This is a genomic window from Corallococcus sp. AB045, assembly GCF_003668895.1.
Taxonomy (GTDB): domain Bacteria; phylum Myxococcota; class Myxococcia; order Myxococcales; family Myxococcaceae; genus Corallococcus; species Corallococcus coralloides.
Genome location: NZ_RAWN01000189.1, coordinates 1 through 17,830, shown reverse-complemented (window position 1 = coordinate 17,830; position 17,830 = coordinate 1). Strand labels below are relative to the sequence as shown.

Here is a 17,830-nt window from a genome sequence, read left to right as displayed (position 1 = left end):
GTACCCCAACGCCGTCCCCGTCCAGGCCGTGCCCCGCCCGGTGCCCAAGCCCCAGGCGGAGCGCCCTCCGCCGGAGTCGGAAGCGCTCTATGTGGCCGCAATCCTTCGGGATTCCCGGCTGCTCGCCCGGGACACCTTCCGCGTGTGTGATGAGCTGTCCCACATGGGACTGCGGATGGTGTTGGCCCAGACGACGTCCGGGCAGGGGCTGGAGGAGGCGCTCTTCGAGGCGTCGGAGGTCGTCAAGCGGACGCTCCTGGAGGCCGGCCGCCGGCTCTCTCCCGCGGGAATGGAGCTCGAAACGGAGTTCATCCTCGCGTGCCGCGACATCATGAAGAAGCGCATTGACGAGCGGCTCGTTTATATAAAGCGAGCGACGGAACAGACGCAGGGGGCTTTTGATTTGACAGAGGAGACGCGGTTGCTCCTGTCAGAGCGCAAGGAGCTGCTGGCGCTCCGCAAGCGCGTCCTGGATGAGCTGACCCCTGCTTCCTCGGCAACGGGAACAAAGGGACCAATGCAACCGGTTTGAGTTCGCGTTTGTAAGAAAGCTCGACTTTGCGGTAGATCGGCCGGCTCGCCCAGGCCAAAGCACCTGATTTTCTTAAGGAGAAGTACCCGAATGCCGACGCAGAAGCCCCCCAAGGCATCCGTGAAGCCCACCAAGAAGAAGGTGGACCCGGTGATCCGCAAGAAGAAGGCCCCGGACAGCCCTGCGGCGAAGGTCACGAAGGCAGCGGAGCCCGAGGAGAAGGAGCTGCTGGCGAAGGACGCCCCCGCCGAGGCGCCCGAGAAGATCAAGAAGAAGAAGGGCGTCGCCGCCATGGCCGACGACGTGGACCCCGAGGAGGCCGCGGAGGAAGCCGCCGCCGCCGTCCAGGTGGACCCGGACGCCGTGGAAGACGATGTGGAGGAGGATCCCGTCGCCGAGCGCAAGGAAGTCAAGGACCTGCTGGCCGCGGGCCGCGAGAAGGGCTTCCTCACCTATGACGAGGTGAACGACGCCCTCCCCGCCGACATCGTGTCGTCCGATCAGATCGACGACGTGATGAGCATGTTCGGCGACAACGACATTGAGATCGTGGACGCGCAGAAGGCCGCGCAGTCCAACGAGATCAAGCCCACCGTCGCCGTCGAGGAAGAGAAGGAAGACCAGGACGAGGACGAGAAGGACGAGGACGACGAGCCGGGCGGCAAGTCCAACGATCCCGTCCGCCTCTACCTGCGCAAGATGGGCAGCGTCAGCCTCCTCACCCGCGAGGGCGAGGTGGAGATCGCCAAGCGCATCGAAGAGGGTGAGAAGGAAGTCCTGCGCGCGCTGCTCGCCTGCCGCGTCGCCGTGGCGGACATCCTGGACATCAGCAACCGCCTGAAGACGGGCAAGCTGCGCGTGCGCGACGTCATCAAGGACGCGCCCGAAGAGGCCCAGTCGGAGAACGCGGAAGAGCCCGCCGAGGAAGCAGCCGAGGGCGAGGCCCCCGCGCAGCTGGCGCAGAGCGAGCTCAACAAGATCGAGCAGATCTCCAAGCAGATCGAGCGCTTCCGCAAGTTCGCCAAGGACTGCGAGGTCCTGGAGGAGGAGCTCTCCGGGAAGAAGAAGCTCACGGAGGTGCGCAAGAAGGAGCTGAAGCAGGAGGTGAAGGACCTTCGGACCAAGATGATGGAGGTCCTGGAGGAGATGCGGCTGAACAAGAAGCAGGTGGACCGCATCGTCGTGAACCTCAAGGGCCTCATCGAGCGCGTGGAGAAGGCGGAGGAGGAGCTCGGGGACCTGGAGCGCCGCTACGGCGTGGTGATGAAGGACCTGCGCCCGCAGCTCAAGGAGTCGCGCGAGAACCCGAACATCGCCAAGAAGCTCCAGAAGCAGCTCAACTTCACGCCTGAGCAGCTGGAGGTCCTGGACCGCGACGTGCGCACGGCGGTGCGGAAGATCAAGCGCGTGGAGGAGGAAGCCAACCTCCCCGTGGACGCGCTCCGCCGCAACTACGACGCCATCCGCCTGGGCGAGAAGCGCGCCGAGCGCGCCAAGAGCGAGCTGGTGGAGGCGAACCTGCGCCTCGTCGTCTCCATCGCGAAGAAGTACACGAACCGCGGCCTGCAGTTCCTGGACCTCATCCAGGAGGGCAACATCGGCCTGATGAAGGCGGTGGACAAGTTCGAGTACAAGCGCGGCTACAAGTTCTCGACGTACGCCACCTGGTGGATCCGTCAGGCCATCACCCGCGCCATCGCGGACCAGGCCCGCACCATCCGCATCCCGGTGCACATGATCGAGACCATCAACAAGCTCATCCGCACGAGCCGCTACCTCGTGCAGGAGATTGGCCGCGAGCCGACGCCGGAGGAGATCGCGGAGAAGATGGAGCTGCCGCTCGACAAGGTGCGCAAGGTCCTGAAGATCGCCAAGGAGCCCATCTCCCTGGAGACGCCCATTGGCGAGGAAGAGGACAGCCACCTGGGCGACTTCATCGAGGACAAGAGCCTGGTGTCGCCCGCGGACGCGGTCATCAACATGAACCTGGCCGAGCAGACCCGGAAGGTGCTGGCCACGCTCACGCCGCGCGAGGAGAAGGTCCTGCGCATGCGCTTCGGCATTGGCGAGAAGAGCGACCACACGCTGGAAGAGGTGGGCCAGGACTTCGAGGTGACGCGCGAGCGCATCCGCCAGATTGAAGCCAAGGCGCTGCGCAAGCTGCGCCACCCCAGCCGCTCCAAGCGCCTGCGCTCCTTCGTGGAGAGCTGAGCCGCCGGAGTAGACTGACCGCTGGGCCAGAAGGCCTCCGTTCCCTCGAGTGGGACGGGGGCCTTCGTCGTTTCCGTCCCCGTGTGAGGTGCGCCATGGCCGCGAAGAAGCCCGCCGCAAAGCCCCTGCCCTTCTCCGACAGCGTGATGAAGCAGGTGCGCTCCATCCCCCGGGGCGAGGTGCGCTCCTACGCGCAGGTGGCCATCTACGCGGGCAGGCCGGGCGCGGCGCGGGGCGTGGGGCGGGAGCTGAAGCACCTGCCGGGGCAGGCCACGCAGGTGCCCTGGTGGCGGGTCATCCGTTCGGACGGGACGCTGGCGCCCCCGGTGGCGCACGAGCAGGCGAAGCGCCTGCGCGCGGAGGGCGTCACCGTGGACGAACGCGGGCAGGTGTTCCGCGTGGTGGTGAAGAAGGACGGCAAAAGCTTATAGTCAGCGCGCGTCTGGCGGCAGAGACATGAGGGCCCTTAGCTCAGCGGTTAGAGCTGTCGGCTCATAACCGATTGGTCCCTGGTTCGAATCCAGGAGGGCCCACCTCTCCTCAATGCCTCGCAGCGCCCCTCCGTCCAATCGATAGGGTTTTACCGGGAGTGTGTCAGCCCCTCCTGGCAGAAGTATCGCTCGCCGCGCTTCAGGGAACGCGTGGGCCATGGCGGCCCCGCGCCGGGAGGGCGGACGCGAAGGAACACCTTGTTCACCGGAGACACGCACCGCCATGGGGCGACGCTGGTCGCCGCGCTCGGCATTGGAATGGCTTCACTGGCCGGTTGTGGCAGCGACGGGGAATCGTCCACGTCCCCCGAGTCAGCTCAGCCGGTGGAACTGCACCACAGCGAGTCGGACCTCTACGCGTCCTCCGCGAAGTTGTGGCGCCCCATGACCATCCCCGTCTGATGGGATTATCCCCTCCTGAACCAGGGCGCCCAGCGGCAGTGGGTGCGAAATGCGGTGAAGTACACGTGGGAATTCGATTCGGGGGTGCGCTTCACGGGCTGGAGCGCGTGCTCGCCCAACTCCAGCGGCATCCGCATCAGCGTCGCGGACACCGCCGACCCTCCGCACGTGAAGGCGCTGGGCTCCGACCTGAACGGCATGGCGAAGGGCATGGTGCTGAACCTCACCTTCGCCAACTGGAGCCCGGGGTGCGCCACCAACCCCCAGTACTGCATTGAAACCATCGCGGTGCATGAGTTCGGCCATGCCCTGGGCTTCGCCCACGAGCAGAACCGGCCGGACCGCCCGTCCACCTGTACCCAGTCCGAGCAGGAAGCTTCCGGGGACTGGTTGGTCACGCCTTGGGACGCGAACTCGGTGATGAACGGCTGCAATCCGACGTGGAACAACGGCGGCGTCTTGAGCCGCTACGACGTGTCGGGCGTGCAGTCTGTCTACGGCGTTCCCTGGGATTCGCTGGGCGGCGGCTTCACCTCCGCCCCCGCGGTGGCGTCCCGGGGCGTGAACCGGCTGGACGTGTTCGGCCGGGGCCTGGACAACCAGCTGTACCACCGGGAGTGGGATGGCACGGGGTGGATCGGCTGGACACCGCACGCGGGCATCATCACCTCCGACCCGGCGGCGGTGAGCTGGGGCCCGGACCGCGTGGACCTGTTCGTGCTTGGCGCGGACGGCAGCATGATGCACTGGGCCCGCGTGGGAACCGCGTGGACGACCTGGGAGTCGCTGGGCGGCGGCTTCACCGCCAGCCCGGCCGTGGCCTCGCGCGGCATGTACCAACTGGACGTGTTCGGCCGGGGCCGGGACAACGCCCTCTGGATGAAGTCGTGGAACGGCGCCACCTGGACCGACTGGAAGTGGCTGGGCGGGGAGCTGACCTCCGCGCCGGAAGCCAAGAGCTGGGGCGCCGGACGCATCGACGTCGTCTACCGCGCCCCGGACAACAGCTTCCGGCGCTCTGTCTTCAACAACGGCTGGTAATGCCCACGCAGCCCCGCCCCGGGCTCAGGCCTGGGGCGGTCGCGTCAGTCCTCCCGCGGACGGATGAGGCCGGAGTACGAGTGATAGCGCTCCCAGCCGCTGAACAGCAGCTTGCGCAGCTCCCCGTACTTGGCGTCGTGAGGGTCGTTCTTGTCCAGGTTGAAGTACTTGAGGATCTTCTGATCCTGCTGGGCGCCGACATGCTCCATGAACTCGTCGTTCTGCTCCGGGTTCATGTTGGCGAGTTCATGGACGAAACCCTGTCGGGTGAACGTCTTTTTCATGCGCTCGCTGATGCCCCAGGGGATGATGGGCACGCCAGCCGCCTCCATGAGCTTGAGCCCATTGAACTGTTCCTGGAACTTCTCGCCCTCATAGAGCCCGAAGGCCTTGCACCTCATCAGGATCCGGAAGGGGCCCTTGTCGTCCTTGTACGCCGTGGCGAACGCAGCCAGGTTCGCTGCGCACTTCGAGCAGGGCGTCTTGGTTCCCTTGAGGGTCACAACGAGGGTGCGTCCATCCGTGGAGCGTGCGAGCAACTGCTCGAGGATGGGACTGAGGACGTCCTGCTCGAGCAGGGGCTGGATGGCCTCCAGGAAGTGGTCCTCCATGTGGTTGTGCTCGACGGCTTTTGCCTTTGTCCCCTTGGAGGCAGGCTTGGGCGTCTGCTTGTAGGAGTGGATGTATTCCTTTTCGATCCCCTCCATGTTGTGGAAGTCGCGCGTCAGGAAGCGTCCCAGGAAGACCCCGTTGATCTTCACCACCCCCACCGTCGTGTTGACGTTGGTCGTCGTGAAGGGATTGTTCGTCCCGCCCTGCTGGGGGGAGTCGAACGCGTATCGGCCACTCACGTTCTCGCTCGCGAGCGCCGCGTCCATGAAGCGCTGCAGGGCGATGTTCTTCAGGTACCGCCAGCCCCCAAAGAGGATGTGGCTGTCCCTGGAGACCATGACCCCTTCCTCTACGGGCGCTCGCGCGGGTGGCCGGCTCCAGTAGAGCCGGTGGATCATGATCTGCCGCGTCTCGTGGAACAGACGCCGACTCGTTCCACCCAGCCGGGACACATCGCGCAGGGTCAGATAGGAATAGATGGCCTGAATGATGTAGCCCGGCAGATCACGGAAGATGCCCACGAACTGGCGGTCGTCATCATCCTCCTCCCCGGAGCCATCATCCTCTTCAGAGTTCTCATCCTCTTCGGAGTCCTTTACCCCCATACGCTGACGCTTCTTGGGCCTGGACGAGGACTTCCTTTGCAAATCCTTCTTGGGCATGACCCCTCCTGCACAGGAACCGGCTTCTCGTCTTCCATTTAGCCACGCGCGGGCAGGCCCGTCACGTCCCCTGTCCACGGGGAAGCGTCTGTCATTTCCACCGCCCCGGGCGCACCGCGGAGCGCTTGAGCGCCCCAGGGCTCACACGTCGAGGAAGTCCCCGCCATCACGCCGCCCAGCCCCATTCCCCCCGCCGAAGGCACGCTCCAGCGTGCCGGGCACGAGCCCCTTCACGCAGGCCTCCGCCTTGCCGAGCGCGCCGACGAAGCTCACGTCGGGCGCGAGCGTGTCCCGCGGCATCGACTCATCCTTCGCGCTCCACGCATCGAAGTACGCCTGCACCACCTCCACGGGACGTTTCGCGTTGGGCCTCCAGCTGCCCGACGGTTGGGCCCGTCGGGATTGGACGTGAACATCGCCCCGGCTCTGGACACCCCTGTGTCAGGTTTGTGCGCGCACGGGGCCTACAGCCCGACGAGGAGCGGGGCCAGGAGGGCCAGGCCCACCCACATCGGCAAACGAGCACGGCCACCACGAAGGTCCGGCTCGGCGCAAGGCCAAAATCCAATGAAGAGCCAACACTTCAGGATTTGAAGTTGTTGTGAACCCTGCGAATGCCAGTCTTGAGTGGTTGCGAACGCAATAGTAGCTAGACACGCGTCGGCCAGGGCCCTGCCTGCTCAAAGGCCGGCGCGAATCCCCAACCACCACAGGAGCATTGAACTTGTTCAACAAGGCAATGGCTGTCGCGCTGTTCTTGGCCCCTTTCATCCCCAGTGAAGCCCGAGACGGCATCTGGCCGGGCAACGACACAATGGCGGACGTGAACGCGGACGGGCGCGACGATTTCATCTGGTATGAGTCGGCCGGCACCCTCCGGGTGGCACTTTCCAATGGGTCCACCTTCTCGTCGTCCTCGACGTGGAGCTCCACGGCCTTCCCTACGGGCTACGGAATCTGGTTTGCGGATGTGACGGGGGATGGCCGCGCTGACGCGATTTCCGTTCGAGAGTACCTGGATGGTGGAGCCATTCGCGTCATTGTCAGGCGCTCGAATGGCTCCTCCTTCCTCCCTGAGGAGGAGTGGTACTCGGAGGTCGGCTGGAGTGGCTGGACGCGCTTCGACTTCAAGGACGTGTCGGGTGATGGAAAGGCAGACTTCATCCTGAACCCCAACATCGATGGCGGCAGTGGAATCTCTGTCGCGACCTCCAGCGGCACGGGCTTCAATACCCGTACGGCCTGGACGAGCACCTCCTTCGTCGCAGAGCGGAACATGTACTACGAGGATGTGACAGGGGATGGCATCGCGGACGCCATCGCCCATAACACGAACAGCATCATCGTCCGTCCGTCGACGGGAAGCTCCTTCGGGACGGCTTCGACGTGGCTCTCCGTCGGCTTCAACGGCACCAAGGGCGTCTGGTTCAGGGACGTCACGGGGGATGGAAAGGCCGACGTCATCGTCGAGAACACGGATGGCGTGCAGGTCCGGGCGTCGAGCGGCACGGCGTTTCTCGGAAGCGGGTATTGGGCCTCATCCCTGGGCGGGAATCTGTCGACCTGGGTCGCGGATGTGACGGGGGATGGCAAGTCCGACATCGTCTACCGCTATTACGCCGTGAGCGGTGTCTGCCCTCCGTCTTGCCCTACCGTGGTGACCCAGTGGGGCCGGGTTCGCAGCTCCGACGGCTCGACGTTCCTGGCCTCCACCACCTGGTATTGATGGAACTCTAATGGGGCGCGAGGCCTGCACGCGGAACGGGGCAGGCCTCGCACTTCCCTGCGCCTACTCGGAGGCGCCTGTTCGTAGAACAGCACCGTCCCTGAATGCGACTGGGACACGTAGAAGAGCCTGGTGCCGAACTGCGCATACGTGAGCGTGCCATCGAGGCCATGTCCACCGTGGGCGCCGTCTGAGCGATGGGTCGAAGTCCAGCTCCTTCACCCTGAGGATCGACGCGACGAAGAAGGAGTCACCGGCCAGCGTCGGCAGGCTGGATGGGTAATGCCAGACCTCTTCCCGGCGTTGAGTCTTTCCGAAAGACAATGAATTACGCGCTTTGACATCCGCGCGTCACCCTCTGTGAGCCCCAGGGGGGATGGGATGTCGAACGCCGCACCTGCTAGGCTGCGGTCCATCCTCACATGACCACCCTGCTCTTCGCCGCGGCGACGGCCTCTGACCTGTCCACCGGCTCGCTCATCTGGATCGCTCTCCTTTTCTTCGGCCTCTTCAAAGGCTGGCAGGCACTCCAGGATGCCGCCACGAACCGCAAGGCGGTCTATTCGCTGATGCTGGTGGATGTCGCCGCGCTGGTGATCCTCCTCGTCCAGCAGTTCAAGGTGCTCGACTCGCCCCCGGCGGCCATCCTGGTGGGGCTGTTCACGTTCGTCCTCATGCTGCTGGGACTGTTCCTCGCCGTCACCGGCCTCATCGAGCTGCGCTCCGACAAGGAACGGCTCCTGAAGGGACGCTCGCACGCGTGGTGGGCCATCGCGATCTCGGCCCTCATGCTGACCGGCATGGGCATTGGCTTCGCCAGGGTCATGGCCCGCCGGAATGAAATCCCGGCGAATCTCCGGGTGGAGAAGCCCGAGGAGGGCATCCGCGACCAGGAGATGAACTTCGCCTTCCAGCATCCAGGCAAGCCGTGGACGACGCTGAACGCCCCTCGGATCAACAAGCTCGCGAAGTTCGCCATGGCGCGGGGGGGCGACGCCCAGATGTACTTCATGATCGTCCCGGAGAAGTTCGCGGACGGAGAGCTCGCCGACGAAGAGGAAGGCACCGAGCTGCTCGCGGACATCGTGAGCGCCAACCTCGCGAGCGCCGCGGGCACGGTCGAAAAGCTGTCACGCGAGCCCCTTGCCGTCGGTGGGATGAAGGGCATCCGACTGCGCTCCCGCGCCCAGCACGCGAACATGCCGCTGACCTACGTGCACTGGGTCTACGCGCACGGAGAGCACGCCTATCAGCTCGTGGCGTGGGGAAGCCCGAAGGGGGAGGAGGCGCTCTTCGCGGAGGCGGACCGCCTGTTCTCGCGCTTCTCCCTGGTCAATCCCCAGAGCAGGGCCGCCCCCTCCACCGCGGCCGCGCGTCCCCTGACGGCACAGTCCACGGAGTATGGATACTCCGTCGAACTGGACGGGCGACTGTGGACACGGCCCACCAACCTCGCGACGGAGTTCCCCGAAGCGGACTTCGGCGCGACCGGTGACAACGCCAGCATGGTGGTCGTGCCCCTCTGGCTCTTCGGAGAAGAGCCCTCTCCGGACGCCCTGGCCCACGGCCTGTTGAGCGTCCTTGAGATCGACTCGCGCGAAGGCGCGGTCCGCAATGCCCGCGAGGTCACCACGGGCAAGCTCTCTGGACAGGCCTTCTCCTACGAATCCAAGAGTGAAGAGGGAGGGGTCGACGAGTACGAGCTGCGCGTGTTCCGCGACGGGGACATGGCGTACCTGCTCGCCGGATGGTGGACCAAGAACCAGCCCACGCTCGGCACCCGGGTCCGCTCGGCGCTGGATGCCGTCAAGCTCAGCGCCCCCTCGACGGCGCCCCGCTCCGCGGCGGTGGGCAAGGCCGCCGCGACCACCCACGCGAGGGTCTTCGACCAGGTCGCGCGCTACTACAGCGACCGGGAGGACTTCGCCGCGGCCGCTGCCTGGTTCAAGCGCGCCTTCGAGCTGGAACCCGGTGTGCCCATGCTGCTCATCAACGCCGCGGCCGGGTACGCCAGCTCCGAGCAGTACGCGGAGGGGCTCGCGCTCATCAATGCCCACGCGAAGCGGTTCCGGGGGGAGCCAAGGCTGGAGTCCTGGCGGGCCTACCTGCTCGTGCGCAGCGGCCGTGAGGCCGAAGGATTCCAGGCCTACGCATCCATCTTCCCCTCCCGCCTCACCAACGAGAGCCACCTGAACCGGTACCTCACGCTGCTCGAGGAGAAGGGCCGCGTCGCGCAGGCGCTCCAGGTCATCCAGCGGTACCGGAAGCGCGCCGACTCGACGGACGCCACGCTCATGCATGCGGGCCTCCTGCGGCGCAAGGGCGCCCCCGAACAGGCCGCCGCCCTCCTGCGTCAGCGGCAGAAGCGCGAGGGCTACGCCCTGGAGTTGTCCGAAGCGCTGGCGAACACGTGGCTGGAGGCCAAGAAGCCGAAGCTCGCCCTCGAAGTCGCCGAGGAGATGGTGAGCAAATCAGCGCAGTCCCCCTCGGGCTACCAGGCCCGGGCCCGCGTGGAGTACGCGCTCAAGCGCTATGCGGACGCCAAGTCCTCCCTGGAGAAGGCGCTCGAACTGGAGCCCGCCTCCGCGGACACGCGCCAGTTCCTCGAGCATGTGTCCGGCATGCTGGGCCAGGGGACGAACTCGGTGCTCAAGACGCCCATCGAGGAGGTCGCGCTGCCGCCTGACCTGCTTGCCCGGAAGGACAAGCCCGCCGAGGCGAAGGGCCACAATGGCCAGTACCCCCTGCTGGCCACCGCCATCTCCTTCGTGAAGGGAAAGGAATTGCGCACCACCGACCTGCGCCGGGTCACGGTGCACAACGCGGCGGGCGTGGAGCGCTACAACACCTTCGAGTTCGAGCTCAACCCGCTGTCCGAGGAGATCTTCGTCAACCGGGTGGAGGTCCGGGATGAGCAGGGCCGCGTGGTGGCCAGGGGCAAGGTGGAGGACTGCTACGTCTCCGACCGGGCCTCCGCGCAGCAGGGCACCCAGCGCCGCACCCTGGTGGTGCCCGTGCCAGGGCTGAAGCCCGGGCACACCGTGGAGGTGGTGGTCACCCGGCGCGACATCACGCCGCCGAAGTCCATGCGCTTCTTCGAACATGACTTCTTCGCGAGCATCCCCGCGTCACGCTCCGTGCTCTACGTCCGCGGCGACGTGGACGCGATGCAGTGGCGAGCCTCACCCGGCATCAAGCCCCTCCAAGCGCCCGATGCCTTGACCTTCATCGTCGAGCAGCCCGCCATCTACCGCGAGGAGGGCATGCAGCCCGACTACCAGGAGTACCTGCCCATGGCGTGGCTGGCTCCCGTCGGCACGACGTGGGAGGCCGAGGGAAGCGACTACCTGAAGTCCATTGCCGCGCAGCTCGCGCCCGCGCCCACCGTGAAGTCACTGGCCGCCAAGGAGGCGGGCACGGCCAAAGAGCAGGCGACGCGTGCCGCCGCGCTGGCCCGGTGGGTCCAGAAGAGCCTGACCTACCGAGGCATCCTCTTTGGCGCACGGGCCCGCATTCCGCATGCGGTGGACGAAATCCTCAAGAACCGCACCGGCGACTGCAAGGACCACTCCCTCCTGCTGCACCAGCTGCTGGGTGCCGCAGGGATTCCCTCGCAACTGGCGCTCGTGCGGACACAGGGTCCCATCGTCTCGGACACGCCCTCGATGGATCAGTTCGACCACATGGTCGTCTACCTGCCGACGGTGGGCGGGGGCACCTTCGTGGATGTGACGAACAAATCCGCCGCGCCCATGAGCAGCGGGGAGGTGGCATTGGGCGGCCGGGAGGCGTTGGTGTTGGATGCCACGAAATCCCGGCTGGTGCGCATCCCCGAGTCCTCCCAGAGCCACGTGCGCGCCGAACGGCACGTCCGCCTCCAGGGCACGACGCTGAACGTGAAGGAGCAGGTGACGCTGACGGGAAGCCATGCCTCCGCCCTGCGCTACTACCTCTCCAGCGAAGAGCCCTCCGAGCGCGCGGAGCTGATGGCCACCATGATGGGAGGCTCCCGGGCAGGCGTGAGCGTCACCACCCTGGAGGCCCCCGACCTGGAGGAGCCCGAGCGCCCGCTGACCTTGAAAATCGAATACGTCGTGCGCGGCCGGTTCGCGTCCGCGGGCGGCGGCATCGTGGGGCAGCTGCCCTCGCCCTGGGAGCACAACTTCCTCAGCCTCCGGGAGACGGAGCGACGCGACTCTCCGCTGGAAACGAGGACGCCCCTCGTCATCGAGAGCGTGACCCATTTCGAGGTGCCCTCGGGTCAGGACATCCCGGAGCAGGACCTGGCGGAGCGCTCCGGCACCACGGACTACGCGGAGTGGAAGCTGGCGTCCCGACTGGCCGATGGCGTGCTCACGCGAGACTTCCGCATCCAACGGGCGAAGGGACGCTACGAAGCCTCCAGGTACCCGGCGTACAAGGACGCCATGCAGGCCGCGCTGGGGGCCCTGGAGCAACGCGTATCGCTGCGGGGGCCCGCGTCCGCGGCCGTCCAGGAGTAGTCCGCCGTGCAGGCAGACAGGAAAGACTCCTTTGAAGTACGCACCCTTACCCGCGGAGAAGAGTTCGACGCCTACCGGAGGCTGCTTTTCGAGGTCTACATCGAAGAAGCCGGTTGGAAGTTCAATCCAGCCAATCCCTCCGGAATCCGGATCTCCGACCGCAAGTTGCTGGATGACCGGGATGACTTCGCCACCTGCTTCGGAGTCTTCAGGCAGGACGTATTGGTGGGGGGAGGCCGCATCTGCGGAAGGTTTCAGGGTCGATTCGAGGTCCATGGCTACCAACCGGATCGGGACCTGGGCTTCCTTGACATTCCCAATCTGTTCGAAGCGAGCCGGGCCGCCCTGCGACCCGAAATCAGGGGCAGCGACGCGTTCCCATTGCTGGTCTTGCACATATTTGAATACTGCAAGAGCAACCGCCTGCTTGTATTTACAGCCCCGAGCGTGCGGTCCGTGATGCGCTTCTATCACTCGATTGGGATGCCAGCAGTCGAGGGCTGCAGGTTCAGGTTCGAGCCCGAGGATCCAGCGGAGGCGCAGCTGTTCCTGGTGGACTCAGAGGACGTTCTGGACACCGTCCTCCAGAAGCTGCGTCCACTCCTCCGTGGCGGTTGAGGGATGGAGCCGCGTCCGCACATCGCGCTGGTGGCGCTGATGGCTTGGCGGACCTGACGGAGGCCGTGCCGTGATGGGCGAGTCCCCCACCTCAGCTTGGATGAGCACTGAATCACCAACCGGCGGAGCGGCGGCGCATAGGATGCGCCGCCATGGACTTCCAGGCGCGACTCGAGGCGCTCACGCACCAGCTCCGCCCCTGGGCTCCTCTCTGGTCCCGCTCTATCCTCCAGGGTTGGCCCGGCTCCGGCTCCGCTTTTCCCGAGGACTGGCTGAGCTATGCCCGGTCGCTCGATGAAGCGGGCGAGCGCCAGCTGGACCAGGGGGTGCTCGTGGGCGCACCGCCCGCGTCCCTGTCCGCGCTCCTGGGCTCGCTCCAGGAACTGACGGCGCTGCCCTGGCACGAGGGCATTCACCCGCTGACGGTCGCGCAGACGCAGGGACTCAGCGCCAAGAAGACCCATGAGCTCGAGCGGGTGCTCGCCCTGCTCGCGCCCAGAACGCGCTTCATCCACCAGGCGGTCGATATCGGCGGCGGCATGGGGCACCTCGCCCGCCTCTGTGCGCGGACGTTCGGGTGGACCTTCCACAGCATCGACCGGGACGCCGCGTTGCAGGACAAGGGCCGGCGGTGGCTGACGAAGACCCGCCCCCTGGGTGGCGACACCCTGCATTTCATCCAGGCCTCCGTCGAGGACGGGGACCAACCCCGAATCGATCCGCTCTTCTCCGGCCGGGACCGGGCCTCTATCGGTCTGCACACCTGCGGGCCGCTCGCCCTCACGCAGATCCGCAAGAGCGAGGGGGCGGGCTTCGTCCTGAACGTCGGCTGCTGCTACGACAAGCTGGAGGCCCCGCGAGACTTCCCCGTCTCCCGCTTCGGAGGCGCGCATCCCCTGCCCTTCACCCCGCATGCCCTGGCGCTGACGACGCGGGGACGGCATCACAAGACCGAGGTGGAGTTCGCGCGGATGAAGCAGGTGTACGCGTGGCGCTTCGCGTTCGACCTTCTGTCGAGACAGCGCTTTCCCGAGCGCGGCTTCGTGCGGGCAGGAGACGCGCCCCGGACGCTCTATGACGGCCCCTTCGCTGTCTACGCGCGCGACCGCCTGGAGCGCCTGGTCCTTGAACCCGGCATGACGGACGCCGAGCTGGAGGCCTTCGAGGTGTCCGTTCGCGCCGAGACGCGGGAGCTCCTGCTCTGCCATCTGCTGAGGGACCGCTTCGCGCGGGCGTTGGAGGTCGTGCTCCTGCTCGATCGCGCCATCCTCCTGGAGGAGCTGGGCTTCCAGGTCGAGCTCCTCCAGCTCTTCGATCCGCGACTGTCCCCGCGCAACCTCGCGCTCATCGCGTCGCGGAGCGATTGAGCGCCGGCCGAGGGGGGCTTGGTGAACGGAAGTCGCCTCGGCTACAAACGAGACCCCGTCCGCAGTGCCCTGTCGAAAGGTTTCCTGCTCATGTTCCGCTGGTGGTTGTTGTCTGTCTGTCTTGTCCTTGCCGCATGCTCCGGAAGCGACCTCCCTGAGGACGTTCCTCCCGGCTCGGACTCGGGGACGTCCGTTCCCCCGCCGGATGGAGGCAACGACGCGGGCACCGACGGCGGCCTGCCGGATGCCGGCGCCGATGGAGGCATCCCGGACGCGGGCGTTGACGCCGGCTCACAGGATGCGGGCGTTGACGCCGGCGCGCAGGACGCGGGCAGCGATGGCGGCGCGCAGGACGCGGGCACCGACGGAGGCAGGGATGGGGGGAGTGACGCGGGGTGCGTCCGCTGCGAGTCCCCGCCGCCCCCCAGTTGCTACGACGCGAAGACCCTCGTGACCTGGTTCCTGCCCGGCTATTGCGGTAGCGACGGCGGCTGCCTGTACTCCGCCTTCTATGAGCCGTGCCAGTACGGCTGCGCCAGCGGCGCCTGCCAGCCCTGCCCTCCCCAGTGCGACGGCCGGGAGTGCGGCGACGATGGTTGCGGCGGCTCGTGCGGAACGTGCGACGACCCCCAGAGCTGCGGCGGCGGTGGACTGGCGGGCGTCTGCGGCCCCGAGCTGGGCTGCGGCAGCTGGAGCGCGGGCGCTTCGCTCCGGGTCGCCCGCGCGCATCCGGCGTCAGCCCTGCTCTCGGATGGGCGCCTCTTCCTCGTGGGTGGGCTGACGGGCAGTGGGAGCACGCGCACGGCGGAGGCCTTCGACCCGGGCACGGACACCTGGACGTCCCAGGGCTCCATCCCCGACGGCGGGACGACGCCCGGGGGCGCGAGCAACGGCTTCTACTCCTTCCCGGGCGCGGCACAGCTCGGCACGGGGAAGGTGCTCGTCACCGGCTACGCGGACAATGCCTACGCGCGCTTCGACCCCGCCACGGCCACCTGGACACCCGGCAGTGGCATCACGACGCGCCTGCAGCCGCTCGTCCTCCCACTGGCCAACGGGCAGGCCCTGGTGGCCAGTGGCATCACCGAGGGCGGCAACCACGTCCTGCTGAGCTACACCTACGACGACGTCGCCGCGAAGTGGAACTACAGCACCTCGCGCGAGGGCCGCTACCGGGCCGCGGGGGTCCAGCTCGCGGACGGGCGGGTGATGGTGACTTCGGGCATCGCCGATGACGTCCATGGACAGGCCGCTCGCAGCGCGGAGCTGTACGACCCGGTCACCAACACCTGGAGCTACACCGGAGCGCCGCGCCGTCCCCACTCGGCGGCGGCACTCGCGCGGCTGCGGGACGGCCGCGTCCTCCTCATCGGTGGCACCTCCGTGCGCGGCTTCTTCACGGGCACGGCGGTGCGCACCACCAGCGTGGAGCTGTACGACCCGGCCACGGGCCTCTGGCGCGACACGGGCTTCCTCAACGTCGCGCGCAGCGGACACACCGCGACCGTGCTCGCGGATGGCCGCGTGCTGGTGGCGGGCGGCGTGGGCGCGGACGGCAAGGTCATCCCCTGGGTGGAGCTGTATGACGTGGAGACGGAGACGTGGACGCTCACCGCGCCGCTGTCCACCGCGCGCAGTTCTCACGTGGCCACCCAACTGGCGGACGGGCGCGTCCTCGTGACGAGCGGCGTGAGCCCCACCGGCGCCGCCCTCGCCTCCACCGAGGTGGTCCAGCCCGCCGGCTTCTGCCCGGCCCACGGCTGCGTGCCCGAGTCCGACGATGCCCTCTGCGCGAAGCAGGAGGCCGGCTGCGGCACCCTCAGCGTGCAGGACGCCTGTGGCACGACGCGGCAGGTGTCGTGCGGTCAGTGCTCCCAGTCCACGTCCTGCGGCGGAGCGGGCATCCCGTACCGCTGCGGCTCCCCGGGCGGCGCGGGCTGGCAGGTGGAGACGCTGGGCACGGCGGGCGGCGGGCGGCCGGGCATCGTCATCGAGGCGAACGGCGAGCCGGCGGTGGCCTATATCTGGTACGACGTGGGTGGGGGCAGTGGCTCCACCTACGAAGTCTTCCTCGCGCGACGGCACTCCCAGGGCTGGAGCGCCGCGCCCATCCAGGGTGGCGTCCTCTCCAGCAACGTGGCCCTGGCGCGCACGAGCACGGGGCAGCTGCGCGCCGCCGCCACGATGCGTGTGTATATCTATTCCTCCAGCGACGAGGTGCCCATCCTCCTGTCCTGGGACGCGGGGCGCTGGCGGGACGAGGTGACCGCGCCCACCTACCCGGAGGTGAACGCGAGCCAGCTGGCGATGGGCCTGGGCCCCACGGACGAGCCGCTGGTGTGCACCATCGACCTGGTCAACTACTTCCACACCGCGGAGCTGCTCTGCTACGCGCGCGACGGCGCCGGGGAGTGGAGGCGGGACCGCGTGGACGCGCCGGGCTCCTACGGCGGCGCGCCTTCGGTGGCGGTGGACCGCGACGGCCTGCCGCACCTCGCCTACTACGACATGAACAAGAAGGCCCTCATCCACGCGGTGAAGGGCGCCACGGGCTGGACGCTGGAGACGGTGGACGCGAGCGCGGACGTGGGTCGCGACGCTTCCCTGGCGCTCGACGCGCAGGGATACCCGCACATCGCCTACCGCGATGCGACGAACAAGGACCTCAAGTACGCGCTGTGGACGGGCAGCGCGTGGAGCCTCGAACAGGTGGACACCGCCGATGACGTGGGCGGCACCCCGGCGCTGGCACTCGATGCGCAGGGCCGCCCGCACATCAGCTACGAGGACCTCACCCGCAAGAACCTGAAGTACGCGCGCTGGAGCGGCACCGCCTGGGAGTTCACCACCGTGGACGCGAGTGGGGTCGGTGGCTCGAACTCCGCGCTGACGCTGGATGCCTCCGGAAGGGCCCACATCGCCTATTACGGACAGGGCCTGCGCTACGCGCGCGGACCGTGAAGGCGCGGGTCGCCTCGTGTCTGGTGAATCAAGGCACGTAGGCGATGCAATCAATCTCCACGCGCAGGCCGGTGTCCGGAAGCGCGGACACCTGCACGGTGGTCCGCGCGGGCCGGTGACCGGCGAAGACGCGCTCGTAGACGGCGTTCATTCGCGCGAACTCCTGCATGTCCACCAGGAAGACGCCGCAGCGCAGGACGTGCTGGAGGCTGGAGCCACCGGCCACGAGGATGCGCTCCAGGTTGCGCAGCACCTGCTCTGTCTGTGCTTCGATTCCCTCGGCCTGCACGCCGGTCGCGGGGTCCCTGGCCGCCTGTCCGGAGATGAAGAGCAGCCGGTCCAGCTGCATGCCGGGTGAGTACGGGCCCGCGGGCTTGGGCAGTCCTGGCGCGACGATGGGCTGATGCTTCGCTGACGTCATGGGCTTCTCCTTGGATGGGCCTGGCGCCCCTGCTTCGTGCACGGCTTTTCGCCGTGCCTGGGACAAGCTTAAGAGGTGTTCCCCAGAGTGAGCAGCTTCTTCAGCGGCTCGTTCAACCTGAGCTACGGAACCGGGGCACGCCCGGGACCACCGTGCGCTCGTGGTAGCGCACGGTGGAAACCCAGACGCCAGGGAGCTCACTCCATGCAGGTGAGAGCGCTGTAGGTCAGGATGACCAGACCGGCGTTGCCCGATCCCGAGGAGCCAGCACCCGCCACGGCCGG

Annotated in this window: 12 protein-coding genes, 1 tRNA gene and 1 pseudogene; 11 read left to right on the top strand and 3 right to left on the bottom strand. The window is 67.3% G+C overall.

Features of this window, described 5'->3' with window-relative positions:
* From D7Y21_RS32680 to D7Y21_RS32655, 6 genes and pseudogenes are all read left to right on the top strand, one after another.
* Positions 1-532, top strand: a pseudogene (locus D7Y21_RS32680) (DNA primase); the annotation flags it as partial.
* A gap of 90 nt (positions 533-622) precedes the next feature.
* Entirely contained in the window at positions 623-2,743 is a 2,121-nt protein-coding gene (gene rpoD / locus D7Y21_RS32675) for an RNA polymerase sigma factor RpoD (protein WP_120563928.1), read from the top strand.
* Positions 2,744-2,838: 95 nt separating this feature from the next.
* The gene (locus D7Y21_RS32670; RefSeq protein WP_121717762.1) at positions 2,839-3,174 is read left to right on the top strand and encodes an MGMT family protein; all 336 of its coding nucleotides are present in this window, start codon (positions 2,839-2,841) and stop codon (positions 3,172-3,174) included.
* 29 nt (positions 3,175-3,203) lie between these two features.
* Positions 3,204-3,276, top strand: a tRNA-Ile gene (locus tag D7Y21_RS32665).
* Positions 3,277-3,432: 156 nt separating this feature from the next.
* Positions 3,433-3,636, top strand: coding sequence for a hypothetical protein (locus D7Y21_RS32660; protein WP_120563926.1), 204 nt, complete (start codon positions 3,433-3,435; stop codon positions 3,634-3,636).
* A 54-nt stretch (positions 3,637-3,690) separates the two neighbouring features.
* Positions 3,691-4,677 (top strand): M12 family metallopeptidase, encoded by a 987-nt coding sequence (locus tag D7Y21_RS32655; protein ID WP_121717761.1) that lies wholly within the window; start codon positions 3,691-3,693, stop codon positions 4,675-4,677.
* A gap of 44 nt (positions 4,678-4,721) precedes the next feature.
* Here D7Y21_RS32655 and D7Y21_RS32650 read toward each other — a convergent pair whose 3' ends face one another.
* A complete protein-coding gene (locus D7Y21_RS32650) occupies positions 4,722-5,894 on the bottom strand; it encodes a hypothetical protein (protein ID WP_121717760.1) in 1,173 nt (390 codons plus the stop codon).
* 198 nt (positions 5,895-6,092) lie between these two features.
* Positions 6,093-6,302, bottom strand: coding sequence for a hypothetical protein (locus D7Y21_RS42410; protein ID WP_199735536.1), 210 nt, complete (start codon positions 6,300-6,302; stop codon positions 6,093-6,095).
* Positions 6,303-6,675: 373 nt separating this feature from the next.
* Between D7Y21_RS42410 and D7Y21_RS32640 the strand changes: the two genes are divergently transcribed.
* The 5 genes from D7Y21_RS32640 (at position 6,676) to D7Y21_RS32620 (ending at position 17,125) form a co-directional block, all read left to right on the top strand.
* A complete protein-coding gene (locus tag D7Y21_RS32640) occupies positions 6,676-7,677 on the top strand; it encodes a VCBS repeat-containing protein (RefSeq protein WP_121717759.1) in 1,002 nt (333 codons plus the stop codon).
* Between the two features lie 422 nt (positions 7,678-8,099).
* Positions 8,100-12,179, top strand: coding sequence for a DUF3857 domain-containing protein (locus D7Y21_RS32635; protein ID WP_121717758.1), 4,080 nt, complete (start codon positions 8,100-8,102; stop codon positions 12,177-12,179).
* Between the two features lie 6 nt (positions 12,180-12,185).
* Positions 12,186-12,797: a hypothetical protein gene (locus D7Y21_RS32630; RefSeq protein ID WP_121717757.1), complete on the top strand. Its 612-nt coding sequence runs from the start codon at positions 12,186-12,188 to the stop codon at positions 12,795-12,797.
* Positions 12,798-12,949: 152 nt separating this feature from the next.
* A complete protein-coding gene (locus tag D7Y21_RS32625) occupies positions 12,950-14,164 on the top strand; it encodes a methyltransferase (protein WP_121717756.1) in 1,215 nt (404 codons plus the stop codon).
* 90 nt (positions 14,165-14,254) lie between these two features.
* Complete coding sequence (locus D7Y21_RS32620) at positions 14,255-17,125, top strand: kelch repeat-containing protein (RefSeq protein ID WP_121717755.1); 2,871 nt, start codon at positions 14,255-14,257, stop codon at positions 17,123-17,125.
* A 28-nt stretch (positions 17,126-17,153) separates the two neighbouring features.
* Here the strand turns inward: D7Y21_RS32620 and D7Y21_RS32615 are convergent, their stop codons facing one another.
* Entirely contained in the window at positions 17,154-17,546 is a 393-nt protein-coding gene (locus tag D7Y21_RS32615) for a RidA family protein (protein ID WP_120563918.1), read from the bottom strand.
* Between the last annotated feature and the right edge of the window lie 284 nt (positions 17,547-17,830).

Excerpts from the sequence above, each read along its gene's own strand:
- D7Y21_RS32670 (WP_121717762.1), top strand. The coding sequence starts at position 2,839 with ATGGCCGCGAAGAAGCCCGCCGCAAAGCCCCTGCCCTTCTCCGACAGC.
- D7Y21_RS32625 (WP_121717756.1), top strand. The coding sequence starts at position 12,950 with ATGGACTTCCAGGCGCGACTCGAGGCGCTCACGCACCAGCTCCGCCCC.
- D7Y21_RS32620 (WP_121717755.1), top strand. The coding sequence starts at position 14,255 with ATGTTCCGCTGGTGGTTGTTGTCTGTCTGTCTTGTCCTTGCCGCATGC.
- D7Y21_RS32615 (WP_120563918.1), bottom strand. The coding sequence starts at position 17,546 with ATGACGTCAGCGAAGCATCAGCCCATCGTCGCGCCAGGACTGCCCAAG.
- D7Y21_RS32635 (WP_121717758.1), top strand. The coding sequence starts at position 8,100 with ATGACCACCCTGCTCTTCGCCGCGGCGACGGCCTCTGACCTGTCCACC.
- D7Y21_RS32650 (WP_121717760.1), bottom strand. The coding sequence starts at position 5,894 with ATGGGGGTAAAGGACTCCGAAGAGGATGAGAACTCTGAAGAGGATGAT.
- rpoD (WP_120563928.1), top strand. The coding sequence starts at position 623 with ATGCCGACGCAGAAGCCCCCCAAGGCATCCGTGAAGCCCACCAAGAAG.